General features: G+C 62.3%; 7 protein-coding genes. 3 read left to right on the plus strand and 4 right to left on the minus strand.

Annotation, left to right across the window (positions count from 1 at the left end):
- Positions 1-156 precede the first annotated feature (156 nt).
- The 3 genes from ACQ4WP_RS00785 to ACQ4WP_RS00795 all read right to left on the minus strand — a co-directional run bounded on the left by ACQ4WP_RS00785 (position 157) and on the right by ACQ4WP_RS00795 (position 5,210).
- Positions 157-2,229: a M13 family metallopeptidase gene (locus ACQ4WP_RS00785; RefSeq protein ID WP_436518215.1), complete on the minus strand. Its 2,073-nt coding sequence runs from the start codon at positions 2,227-2,229 to the stop codon at positions 157-159.
- A gap of 182 nt (positions 2,230-2,411) precedes the next feature.
- Positions 2,412-4,505 carry a M13 family metallopeptidase gene (locus tag ACQ4WP_RS00790; protein ID WP_436518216.1) on the minus strand — a complete coding sequence of 698 codons (2,094 nt, stop codon included), beginning with the start codon at positions 4,503-4,505 and terminating at the stop codon, positions 2,412-2,414.
- 141 nt (positions 4,506-4,646) lie between these two features.
- Positions 4,647-5,210, minus strand: a complete 564-nt coding sequence (locus ACQ4WP_RS00795; protein ID WP_436518217.1) for a hypothetical protein — start codon at positions 5,208-5,210, stop codon at positions 4,647-4,649.
- A gap of 324 nt (positions 5,211-5,534) precedes the next feature.
- Here ACQ4WP_RS00795 and ACQ4WP_RS00800 point away from each other — a divergent pair, with 324 nt between their 5' ends.
- From ACQ4WP_RS00800 to ACQ4WP_RS00810, 3 genes are all read left to right on the plus strand, one after another.
- Entirely contained in the window at positions 5,535-6,989 is a 1,455-nt protein-coding gene (locus ACQ4WP_RS00800; protein ID WP_436518219.1) for a S41 family peptidase, read from the plus strand.
- A 187-nt stretch (positions 6,990-7,176) separates the two neighbouring features.
- The gene (locus tag ACQ4WP_RS00805; RefSeq protein ID WP_436518220.1) at positions 7,177-8,298 is read left to right on the plus strand and encodes a beta-ketoacyl-ACP synthase III; all 1,122 of its coding nucleotides are present in this window, start codon (positions 7,177-7,179) and stop codon (positions 8,296-8,298) included.
- A 209-nt stretch (positions 8,299-8,507) separates the two neighbouring features.
- Positions 8,508-10,220 carry a cation:proton antiporter domain-containing protein gene (locus tag ACQ4WP_RS00810; RefSeq protein WP_436518221.1) on the plus strand — a complete coding sequence of 571 codons (1,713 nt, stop codon included), beginning with the start codon at positions 8,508-8,510 and terminating at the stop codon, positions 10,218-10,220.
- A gap of 82 nt (positions 10,221-10,302) precedes the next feature.
- Here the strand turns inward: ACQ4WP_RS00810 and ACQ4WP_RS00815 are convergent, their stop codons facing one another.
- Complete coding sequence (locus tag ACQ4WP_RS00815; protein WP_436518222.1) at positions 10,303-12,348, minus strand: oxidoreductase; 2,046 nt, start codon at positions 12,346-12,348, stop codon at positions 10,303-10,305.
- Between the last annotated feature and the right edge of the window lie 64 nt (positions 12,349-12,412).

The raw sequence follows: 12,412 nt of genomic DNA on the forward strand, positions 1-12,412 counted from the left end.
TGCCGGGTGTGCAGAGGACTTTCACCTCCAAGTCACTCAACTAACCACCACAGTCAGTCGGGCCGCGCTCGCGCGCGTCGCGCCATGCCTGGCGCACCAAAAAAAGCCGCCCGGCTTGCGCGGGGCGGCTGGCAACTTAGGCCTTGAACAGCAGTCTTACCACATGATGACGCGGTCTTTCGGTGGCAGATACATCTTGTCGCCCGGTTTCACGTCGAAGGCTTGGTAGAAGCCGGGCTGGTTGCGCATGGTGCCGTTGGCGCGGAACTGGCCTGGCGAGTGCGGGTCCGTTTTCAGCAAGACCAGTTGCTGCGCTTCGCGCATCTTCATGCGCCATACCTGGGCAAAGCCCGCATAGAAGCGCTGCTCGCCCGTGAAACCGTCGATGACGGGAGCTTTCTTGCCATTCAGCGACAATTTGTACGCTTTGTAGGCAATCGCCACGCCGGAATTGTCGGCGATGTTCTCGCCCAGGGTCAGTTCGCCGTTAACGAAGTGGTCCTTGACAGGGCTGAAGCTGTTGTACTGCGCCACCAGTTGCTTGGTTTTCTTGGCGAAGTTTTTATGGTCGGCCTTGGTCCACCAGTCGCGCAGGTTGCCGTCGCCATCGTACTGGGCGCCCTGGTCGTCGAAGCCGTGGCTGATTTCATGGCCGATCACGCCGCCGATGGCGCCATAGTTGACGGCGTCGTCCGCGTTGGCGTCGAAGAACGGCGCTTGCAGGATGGCGGCAGGGAAGACGATTTCGTTCAGCTCAGGATTGTAATAGGCGTTCACGGTCTGTGGCGTCATGCCCCACTCGTCGCGGTCGATAGGCTGGCCCAGCTTGTTCAATTCGCGGTTGTAGTTGAGCAGGTGCGAACGCTGGATGTTGCCGATCAAATCGTCCGGCGCCACCGTCAGGCCCGAGTAATCGCGCCATTTGTTCGGGTAGCCGATCTTGGTGGTGAACTTGGCCAGCTTGATCTGCGCCTGTTTCTTGGTGACAGGGCTCATCCAGTCGAGCTTGTCGATGCTTTGCTGGTAGGCCGTCATCAGGTTTTTGACCAGCGCTTCCATGCGCACCTTGCGCTCGGCCGGGAAATATTGCTCCACGTACAACTGACCCACGGCTTCGCCCAGCGCGCCTTCGACGGCGCCCACGCCGCGTTTCCAGCGCGGACGCATTTCCGTCACGCCCGTCAGCGTGGTGCCATAAAAGGCGAAGTTTTCATCGACATACGCTTTTGGCAGGTAGCCGGCATTGGCGTGCAGCAAGTGCCACTGGAAGTACGCTTTCCATGTGTCCAGCGGCGTCTTGTTGGCGATCTCGGCAAAGCCTTTCAGGTAGCTGGGCTGGCTGACGATCACGTAATTGACCTTGCCGGCGATGCCCGTGTCCTTCAGGTAGCGGGCCCAGTCATAGCCTGGCGCCACGGTGGCCAGTTTCGCCAGCTCCACCTTGTTGTAGGTCTTGACGGGATCGCGGTTCTGCACATTGCTCCATTGCGCCTTGGCCAATTCCGTTTCCAGGGCCACAATGGCTTTCGCATTCGCGGCAGCATTCGCGTCGCCGGACAAGCTGAGCATTTTCTCCACGTGGGCCTGGTATTTGGCGCGCGTATCGGCCTTGCCCGCTTCCAGGTAGTAATCGCGGTCAGGCAAGCCCAGGCCGCTTTGCACGATGTCGGCCACGTATTTGGTGGAATCCTTGGCGTCCTGGTGAATGGCGAAGTCGTAAGGCGAAGTCACACCCAGCTTGCTGAAGTGGGCGATCACGGCCGGCAATTCCGCCTTGTCCTGCAGCGCGGCGATCTTCGCCAGCTCCGCGTTCAAGGGCGTCAGGCCCAGGCTTTCCAGCTTGGCTTCATCCATGAAACTATTGTAGAAATCACCGATCTTCTGGGCATTCGAACCGGTCGCACGGGCCTTGTCGGCGGCGGCGCCTTCGACGATGCCGCGCAGCTGCGTTTGCGTATCGTCGGCCAGCTTGGCAAAGCTGCCCCAGCTCGACTTGTCGGCTGGAATCACGGTTTCCGCCAGCCATTTGCCATTCAGGTGCTGGAACAAATCGTCCTGCGCGCGCACGGCAGGATCGACGTATTCGACGGCGATGCCGGACGTCAGCGCGGCAGCCGCGACGGCCGTGGCGGGAGCAGCAGCTTTCTTGGCAGAATCAGCGGCGCCAGCCATGCCGGACACGCCGGCCAGCAAACTCAGGGTCAATGCACTTAACAAATAACGATTCACGGTAATCCTCAATATTATATTGTGTGGAATATAAGGGTCAGAATGCCCGAGGCTTCTGGCCCGGTTTTTGACTGTAGCATACCGGCCGAAACGACAGAAAAAACTTTGTCCGAAATACAAAAAAGACCACGCGAGGTGATCTTTTCTGTTGCTACAGGATTACGTTTTCATCAAGACAGGGCTTACCAGATGATCACGCGGTTTTCCGGGGCGACATACATCTTGTCGCCCGGTTTCACGCCAAACGCTTCATAGAAGCCAGGCTGGTTGACCATGGTGCCATTCGCGCGGTACTGGCCCGGCGAATGCGGGTCGGTCTTGATTTGCACGATTTGCTGCGCTTCGCGCATCTTGCTGCGCCATACCTGGCCAAAGCCCATGTAGAAACGCTGGTCGCCCGTCAAGCCATCGAGCACGGGCGCCGGCTTGCCGCCCAGCGAAATCTTGTAGGCTTTGTACGCAATCGCCACGCCCGAGTTGTCGGCGATATTTTCGCCCAGGGTCAGCGCGCCGTTGACGTTATAGCCAGGCAATGGGCTGTAGCCGTCGTATTGCTTGGTCAGCGCGTCGGCCTTGGCCGCGAAGTTCTTGCGGTCGGCCGGAGTCCACCAGTCGCGCAGGTTGCCGTCGCCATCGGACTGGCTGCCCTTGTCGTCGAAGCCGTGGCTGATTTCATGGCCGATGACGGCGCCGATGGCGCCATAGTTGACGGCGTCGTCCGCGTTGGCGTCAAAGAACGGCGGCTGCAGGATGGAGGCGGGGAAGACGATTTCATTCATCGTCGAGCTGTAATAGGCGTTCACCGTTTGCGGCGTCATGCCCCACTCTTCGCGGTCGATCGGCTTGCCGAGCTTGGCCACCTGGCGGGCGGAACCAAAATTGGCGGCGCGCATCATGTTGCCGACCAGGTCACCCTGGACGATTTGCAGCTTCGTGTAATCGCGCCATTTGTTCGGATACGCGATCTTCGGCGTGAACTTGGCCAGCTTGGCTTGCGCTTCCTTCTTGGTTTCCGGGCTCATCCAGTCCAGGGTGTCGATGCTGTCCTTATAGGCGGCCAGCACGTTTTTCACCAGTTCCTGCATGTGTGCCTTGCGCTCTGCCGGGAAATATTGCGCGACATACAGCTTACCGACGGCTTCGCCCAGCACGCCTTCGACGGCGCCCACGCCACGCTTCCAGCGCGGCTGGTTTTCCGTCACGCCGCTCAGCACCGTGCCATAGAAGGCAAAGCTCTCGTCGACGAAGTTTTTCGACAGGTAGCTGGCATAGCTGCGCAGCAACTGCCATTCGAAATACGCTTTCAGGGTGTCCAGGTCGGTGCTAGCCAGCACCTTGTTGTAGCCGGCCAGGTAGCTCGGCTGGTTGACGATGACGTAATCGACCTTGTTGGCGATGCCCAGGGCCGCCAGGCCGGACTTCAAGTCGTAGCCGGGGGTCAGTTCGTTCAGCTTGTTAATGTCGGTCTTGTTGTAGCGTTTGACGGGGTCGCGGTTCTCAACCTTGGTCCATTGCACTTCGGCCAGCGAGGTTTCCAGGGCCACCACGGCCTTGGCGCGGGCGGCGGCGTTCTTGTCGCCGGCCATGGCCAGCATTTTTTCCACGTGCGCCTGGTATTTTTCTTTGGTGCCAGCCTGCTTGGCTTCCAGGTAGTAATCGCGGTCGGGCATGCCCAGGCCGCTCTGACTCACATACGCCGCATATTTCGTCGAGGCACGCGCATCTTGCCCCACATACACGGCGTACGGCGTCGACACACCCGTCTGGCTCAGGTGGGCGATCAGGGCGGGCACGCCCTTCTTGTCGCGCAGCGAGCGGATGCGGTTCAGTTCGCCTGCCAGCGGCTTCGTGCCCAGCGCATCGAGCTTGGCTTCATCCATGTAGCTGGCGTACATGTCGCCGATTTTCTGCGCTTCGGAACCGGCCTTCTTGTGCTTGTCCTGCTGCGTGGCTTCGATGATGCCGCGCAACTGTGGCGTGGTGTCATCGCGCAGCTTGGCGAACGAACCCCAGCTCGACTTGTCGGCAGGGATCTCGGCCGTGGCCAGCCACTTGCCGTTCAAATGGGTGAAAAAATCGTCCTGCACTCTGACGGCAGGGTCGATGTACTGCACATCGATGCCGGAAACGATGCCAGCGGCGGCAGGCGCGGAAGGTGCGACACTGGGCGCCACGGTTGGTGCTGCCACGGCGGATGCGGCGGATGCCGGTTCGGCGGCATGGGCAAACGCAGCCAACAGGGTCAGAGTCAGACTGCTTAAGAGATAGCGATTCACGGATTGTCCTTATGGGGCATGTCAAAAAGACCGGGCAGATAGCTGCGGGCGGATAGCCCGCCGCGCCAGGCGCTGCAGGAATGTAGCACGCGACCATGCCATTTGGCCATCCTTGCCCCGGGACTGCCCCGGAATTGCCCCTCAGTTACCGGGCAGCGTCATGCTGGCGCCCGCGCCACCCATTCCCCCCTTGCCACCCTTGCGCCCGCCGTGTTCGCCACCGGGCGCGCCGCGCGATTCACTACGGGGCGCGGCGGCGTTCATTATGCGCGCCATCTGGCCAGCGATGAACTGGGCCACCGCCTGGCGCTGCTGCTCGTCCAGGGCATCGTTGACGCTCAGCCACCACTCGCGCAACTGCTTTTCTTCGGTCAGGCTCTGTGTGCTTTCATTGTCCAGGCCGGCGAGCAAATCGCGCAACTCCAGCCGGGGCGCCTGCAAGCCCTGTGCCACGCCCGCTTGCAGGCGTTCGTGGCGCGCCTTGCGTTCACGCAAGAGTTGGCGGCTTTTCCCTTCCACCTGTTGCCACAAGATGGTTTGATTCGCATTGAGTTTCAATTCCGTCCTGAAATCGGGGGCCATCGGCAGCAAGTCTTCCAGGCGCATCTCGGCAATCGGCACGGCCGAGGCGGTCAAGGCGGTCGTGCCCAGCAGCAAGGCCAGGCCGAGGCGGCGCACGGCAGGGGTAAAGGTCAACGAGGTCATGGGGGCTCCGGATAAAAAAAAGCCTGCGTCCGCAGACGCAGGCAAAACCACTTCGGGTCGAGAATGCGAGTCCACTATAGGGCCGCCGCACACGCTTTTTTTCGACTCTTACAAATGCTTACTCCCCTCAAGAGTAACTATACATCGCATACAAAGCCGCAACATATGGCAAGCTGACAGCCCCGTTTTCGCGCGTAGACTGGGCCCAGGCACGCTTTTTCCATGGCCGGCCCACGCCGGCAGAGATTCAGGTCTATACTTTCAGGAAAGCGCCGCTCCACGGGGACTGGCGCTTGTGCAAGACACGCTAGCTGCAAAGGTGCAATGATGGGCAAACTCAAAAATACCGGCTTGATCGGCTTGGGCGTGGTGGCCGGCGTCGCCGTGTCGCTGCAATTTTCGGCCATGGCGCAAAAAACCGTCGAGCCGCCCCTGCCGCTGGAAGAGCTGCGCCAGCTGGCCGATGTGTTTGGCCTGATCAAGTCCGATTACGTCGAGCCGGTGGAAGACAAGAAACTGCTGGAAGACGCCATTTCCGGCATGGTCGCCTCGCTCGACCCCCATTCCGCCTACCTGGACAAGAAAGCCTACGCCGAGCTGCGCGAAGGCTCCGAAGGCAAGTTCGTCGGCCTGGGCATTGAAATTGGCCTCAGCGAAGACGGCTACATCAAGATCGTCTCACCCATCGAAGATTCTCCCGCCTACCGCGCCGGCATCAAGGCCGGCGATTTAATCACCCGCCTGGATGGCCAGCCCGTGAAAGGCGTCAGCCTGGACGATAACGTCAAGCGCATGCGCGGCGAACCGGGCACCAAGGTGTCGCTGACCATCGCCCGCAAGGATGAACCGCAGCCGCTGGCCTTCACCATTACTCGCGAGGAAATCCATCAAAAAAGCGTGAAGGCGAAGATGGTCGAACCGGGCTACGCCTGGCTGCGCGTGTCGCAATTCCAGGAACCGACCGTCGACGACATGGCAGCGCAGATCACGGCCCTGTACCAGCAAGACCCGCACATCAAGGGCATGGTGCTCGACCTGCGCAACGATCCGGGCGGCGTGCTGCAGGGCGCCATCGGCGTCTCGGCCGCCTTCCTGCCAAAGGACGCGGCCATCGTCTCGACGAACGGCCAGTTGCCCGACTCGAAACAGGTATTCTACGGCCGCGCCGAATACTATACCTTCCGCTCGGAAGGCGATGCGCTGGCGAAATTACCGGCAGCCATCAAAAAAGTGCCGCTGGTGGTGCTGGTCAACACGGGCTCGGCCTCGGCCTCGGAAATCGTTGCCGGCGCCCTGCAGGATTACAAGCGCGCCACCATCATCGGCACGCAAACCTTCGGCAAGGGTTCCGTGCAAACCATTCGCCAGCTGACCGCCGACACGGCCGTCAAGCTGACGACGGCCCGCTACTACACGCCGAACGGCCGCTCGATCCAGGCCAAGGGCATCGTGCCCGACTTGCTGGTCGATGAAAATGCGGACGGCGACGGCTTGAACGGCTTGCGCATCCGCGAAGCGGACCTGACCAAGCACCTGAGCAACGACCGCGACCAAGGCAGCGCCACCAACGGCGCCAAGGCCGCGCCCGTCAACGACGAGATGGAAGAGCAATTGCGCATCATCGCCCTGGAAAAGACCCGCAAGCCGCTGGAATTTGGCAGCAAGGATGATTTTCAATTGCATCAGGCGCTGAACCACCTGAAAGGTTTGCCGGTGCAACTGGCCAAGGCCGAACCGGTGGTGGTGCAAGCCGACGTCAAGAAAGAACAGAAGAAGTAAGCAGCAGCGCCAACAGCACAGCGGGGGGCGCCATGCTCCCCGGTCACCCGTCCAAGCGACAAAAATCAATCTTCCGCCACACTTCCCCCTCCTCCGCAACACGAAACTCTCTACAGTCGAGTCCGTTTGTGTAAAATTTGCTTCACTTATCGGCAGCGCGCCGATTGCCAAATTTGAAAGTTTAACCATGAAACAAGTCGTCATCAGCGGTACCGGACTGTACACGCCGCCATTTTCGATCTCCAACGAAGAACTGGTCACCTGCTTCAATGCCTACGCAGAAAAATTCAATGCCGATCACGCCGACGCGATCGCCACGGGCGAGGTGACGGCGCTGGACCTGTCGAGCGTGGCCTTCATCGAAAAGGCGTCCGGCATCAAGTCGCGCTTCGTGATGGAAAAGGAAGGCATCCTCGATCCTGCCCGCATGGTCTCGCGCATTGCGGAACGGGGCGATGACGAATTGTCCTTGCAGGCGGAAATGGCTGTCGCCGCCGCGCGCGATGCGCTGGCGCGCGCCGGCCGCGCGCCGGCCGACATCGATATGGTGCTGGTAGCGTGCAGCAATATGCAGCGCGCCTATCCGGCCATGGCCGTGGAAGTGCAGGATGCGCTGGGCATCGATGGTTATGGTTTCGACATGAACGTGGCGTGCTCGTCCGCCACCTTCGGCATCCAGCAAGCTGTCGCCGCCGTGCAAAGCGGCCAGGCGCGCGCCGTGCTCGTGCTCAATCCCGAAATCACCAGCGGCCATCTGAACTGGCGCGACCGCGACAGCCATTTTATTTTCGGCGACGCCTGCACCGCCATCATCGTCGAAGCCAAGGACACGGCCGTGTCGCAGCACCAGTTCGAGATCATCGGCACGCAACTCAAAACGCGCTTCTCGAACGCCATCCGCAACAATTTCGGCTTCCTCAACCGTTTTGACGAATCCGGCGTGGGCAAGGCAGATAAGCTGTTCCGCCAGCAAGGCCGCAAGGTCTTCAAGGAAGTGTGCCCGATGGCGGCCGAGATGATCAAGGCAACCCTGGCCAAGGCCGGCGTGGAAGTGGCGCAAGTGAGCCGCTACTGGCTGCACCAGGCCAACCTGAACATGAACTTGCTGATCGCGCGCCTGATCCTGGGCCGCGACGCGGAAGCCAACGAGGCGCCCGTGATCCTCGACACCTACGCCAACACTTCGTCGGCCGGTTCCATTATCGCCTTCCATACCTATCAGGATGATATGGCGGCGGGCGCCATGGGCGTCATCTGCTCGTTCGGCGCCGGCTATTCCATCGGCTGCGTGGTCGTGCGCAAGGTGTAAGCGCCTGGGGGAGAAGCGCCTGATTGCTTCAATTAGGCGCAGATGCGGGTGGATGGCATGCGTTCGCGGCCACCTGGACGAAGATGGTGCGTAAATTTTTTGTAAAAAAAGCGGCAGGAACATTCCAGCCGCAGCTTTGTTGCGTTTATACTCGATCGCTGAACACCCTCTTTTTCCATCCGCACGCCCCCATAAGGAACCCACCACGCATGCCCCATGACATCAGTCTGATCACCACCATCGCCGCCGCCCTCGGGTTCGGCCTCATCTTTGGCTTCATCGCCGCGCGCCTGAAACTGCCGGCATTGGTCGGCTATCTGGCCGCCGGTATCATCATCGGACCGGCCACACCCGGTTTTGTGGCGGATGCGGAACTGGCCGGGCAATTGGCGGAAATCGGGGTGATGCTGATGATGTTCGGTGTCGGCCTGCACTTTTCCATCGAGGATTTGTGGGACGTGCGCAAGATCGCGCTGCCCGGCGCCATCCTGCAGATCGGCGTCGCCACGGCGATGGGCATGGGCCTGGCCCACTGGTGGGGCTGGACCCTCGGTGGCGGGCTGATCTTTGGCCTGGCCCTGTCCGTGGCCAGTACCGTGGTGCTGCTGCGCGCGCTGGAAGAACGGGGCATCCTCGACTCGCTCAACGGGCGCATCGCCGTCGGCTGGCTGGTGGTGGAAGACCTGGTCACCGTGCTGGTGCTGGTGCTGCTGCCGGCGTTTGCCGGTGTGCTCGGTGGTAAAGTGGCACCGGATGCCGAGGCCGTCAGCCTGTGGCAAACCCTGGCCGTGACCCTGGGGCAAGTGGCCGGCTTCATCGTCTTCATGCTGGTGGTGGGCCGCAAGCTGTTCCCGTGGATACTGTGGCAAGTGGCGCGCACCGGTTCGCGCGAACTGTTTACCCTGTGCGTGATCGCCGCCGCCGTCGGCATCGCCTACGCTTCGACCAAGCTGTTCGGCGTGTCGTTCGCGCTGGGCGCCTTCTTCGCCGGCATGGTGCTGCGCGAATCCGAACTCAGTCATCGCGCCGCGGAAGAGTCGCTGCCCCTGCGCGACGCCTTCGCCGTGCTGTTCTTCGTTTCCGTCGGCATGCTGTTCGAGCCGAATATCCTCATCGACAAGCCGCTGCAAGTGCTGGCCGTGTGCGCCATCATTATCTTCGGCAAGTCGATCGCCGCCTTCTTGCTGGTGATGGCCCTGCGCTATCCGCCGAAAACAGCCATCATCGTCTCGGCCAGCCTGGCGCAGATCGGTGAATTCTCGTTCATCCTGGCCGCCCTGGGCCTGTCGCTGGGCCTGATGCCGCAGGAAGGGCAAAGCCTGATTCTGGCCGGCGCCATCCTGTCCATCGCCCTCAACCCGCTGGTGTTCAGCCTGGCCAAGCCGCTGCTGCGCGTGATCGGCAACAGCGATTTCGCGCGCAAGTTCGAGCGCACCACGGACCCGCTGGCTGAGTTGCCGATGACGGTGCCGCAGGAAAAGCTGTCGGGGCAAGTCGTGCTGGTCGGGTATGGGCGCGTGGGCCGGCGCATCGCCGCCGCCCTGATGGAACGGGGCATCCACTTTGTCGTGGCCGAGGAAAACCGCGACATCGTCGACCAGTTGCGCAAGGAGGGCATCCCGGCCGTGGCCGGTAACGCGGGCGAACCGGCCGTGCTGATCCAGGCGCACATCACGCACGCCACCATGCTCGTCATTGCCACACCGGACACCTTCCACGTGCGCGCCATGATAGCGACGGCGCGCGCGCTGAACCCCTCCATCCTGACGGTGGTGCGCACGCACAGCGAGGAAGAGGCGGAATTGCTGCGCGCGGAAAACGCGGGCAAAGTGTTTATTGGCGAGCACGAACTGGCGAATGGCATGGCCGAGCACGTGCTGCAGAGTTTTGAGACGGTGAAGAGGGGGCATGGCGGGCATTGATGCCGGCTTCCGGGGTCAGTCCCTTCGGGATCGGGACGCGCCCCATTGGGGCGCAGCCCCCTGAAAGGACTGGCCCCATTTTTTATAGACTCGCTGCCAGCTCCGCGCCCTCCCGTATGGCCCGCTTGGCATCGAGTTCCGCCGCCAGCGCGGCGCCGCCGATCTTATGGAAGCGCGGGCCGCCCGTGGCCAGCGGCTTGCCATCCTTGTCGGCTGGCGGCATGAGTTCCGTCAAACTGTCCTGGCCCGCGCAGATGACCACGTTGTCCACCGCCAGCAGGCGCTGCTCGCCGCCCACGGTGATGTGCAAGCCTTGCCCGTCGATCTTGTCGTAGGTCACGCCGGCCAGCATGGCCACGCCGTTTCTCGCCAGCGCCGCCCGATGCACCCAGCCCGAGGTCTTGCCCAGTCCCGCGCCCACTTTCGAGGTCTTGCGCTGCAACAGGAAGATTTGCCTCACCGGGGTGGATGCCACGGGCGGCACCAGGCCGCCACCGGTCGCCGCGTCCAAATCCACGCCCCACTCGCCCGCCCAGGTCGCCACGGCTTGCGGCAGCGGGTGCGCCGGGTCGTGCAGCAAATACTCGCCCACGTCGAAACCGATGCCGCCCGCGCCAATGATGGCCACGCGCGCGCCGACAGGCTTCTTGGCTTGCAGCACGTCCAGATACGACAGCACTTTCGGATGCTCGATACCGGGAATGGCCGGCAGGCGCACCTTGATGCCGGTGGCGATGATAACGTCGTCATAGCCGCCAGCCAGCAATTGCTCGCGCGTGACGCGCTGGCCCAGGCGCAGCTTGACCTCCAGCAGCGCCAGCCGGCGGGCAAAATAACGGATGGTTTCTGTAAATTCTTCCTTGCCGGGTATCTGCATGGCCACCTTGAACTGGCCGCCGACGCTGTCGCCGCTGTCGAACAGGGTCACTTCGTGCCCGCATTCGGCGGCCACGGTGGCGGCCGACAGGCCGGCCGGACCGGCGCCGACGACGGCTACCTTGCGCGGCACGGCTTTTTTCGCGTACACGAGTTCCGTTTCATGGCAGGCGCGCGGGTTGACCAGGCAGCTGGCGCGCTTGTTGGCAAAGGTGTGGTCCAGGCACGCCTGGTTGCAACCGATGCAGGTGTTGATTTCGTCGGCGCGTCCCGAGGCAGCCTTGGCGACAAAGTCAGGGTCGGCCAGGAAGGGGCGCGCCATCGACACCAGGTCGCAGTCGCCCCGCTCCAGGATGGCGTTGGCTTCGTGCGGCATGTTGATGCGGTTCGAGGCCACCACGGGAATGCTCACTTCGCGGCGCAGCCGACCCGCCACGCTGGCAAAGGCGGCGCGCGGCACCGAGGTGACGATGGTGGGCACGCGCGCTTCATGCCAGCCGAAGCCCGTATTGAGTATCGTCACGCCCGCCTGTTCCAGCGCCCTGGCCACCGTCACCACGTCGTCCCAGGTACTGCCGCCCTCGACCAGGTCGAGCAGCGAGTGGCGGTACATGATGATGAAGTTGGGGCCGACGGCGGCGCGGATGCGGCGCACGATTTCCACGGGCAGGCGCATGCGGTTCTCGATGCTGCCGCCCCAGCGGTCCTGGCGCAGGTTGGTGCGCGCGCACAGGAACTGGTTCAATAGGTATCCTTCGCTGCCCATCACCTCGATGCCGTCGTAGCCCGCCTTTTGCGCCAGGCGCGCGCAGCGCACGTAGTCGCAGATGGTGCGCTCGATGCCCCGTTCGCTCAAGGGACGGGGGCGGAAGGGCGAAATCGGCGATTTTTTTGCCGACGCCGAGACGACGAAGGGCTGGTAGCCGTAGCGGCCCGCATGCAGGATCTGCATGACGATCTTGCCGCCCTCCTCGTGCACGGCGCGCGTCACCTTGCGATGGTTGGGCACGTCGCCGAGGAAATTCAAGGTGCCGCCGAACGGCAGCAGCCAGCCCTGGCGGTTCGGCGAGATGCCGCCCGTGACGATCAACCCCACGCCGCCGCGTGCCCGTTCGCGGTAAAACGCGGCCAGCTTGCCATAATGATAAAAACGGTCTTCCAGGCCCGTGTGCATGGACCCCATGATGACGCGGTTGCGCAAGGTGGTGAAGCCCAGGTCGAGCGGGGCCAGCAAATGGGGATAGGCAGTCATGGTCGGTCCGATAGAAGATGGTATGCAGGCCGTACGGTAACAAGCATTGCTGGCCGCCGCAGCG

This window comes from Janthinobacterium lyxosi (assembly GCF_051380665.1).
Classification (GTDB): domain Bacteria; phylum Pseudomonadota; class Gammaproteobacteria; order Burkholderiales; family Burkholderiaceae_D; genus Janthinobacterium.

Excerpts from the sequence above, each read along its gene's own strand:
- ACQ4WP_RS00795 (WP_436518217.1), bottom strand. The coding sequence starts at position 5,210 with ATGACCTCGTTGACCTTTACCCCTGCCGTGCGCCGCCTCGGCCTGGCC.
- ACQ4WP_RS00800 (WP_436518219.1), top strand. The coding sequence starts at position 5,535 with ATGATGGGCAAACTCAAAAATACCGGCTTGATCGGCTTGGGCGTGGTG.
- ACQ4WP_RS00805 (WP_436518220.1), top strand. The coding sequence starts at position 7,177 with ATGAAACAAGTCGTCATCAGCGGTACCGGACTGTACACGCCGCCATTT.
- ACQ4WP_RS00810 (WP_436518221.1), top strand. The coding sequence starts at position 8,508 with ATGCCCCATGACATCAGTCTGATCACCACCATCGCCGCCGCCCTCGGG.
- ACQ4WP_RS00815 (WP_436518222.1), bottom strand. The coding sequence starts at position 12,348 with ATGACTGCCTATCCCCATTTGCTGGCCCCGCTCGACCTGGGCTTCACC.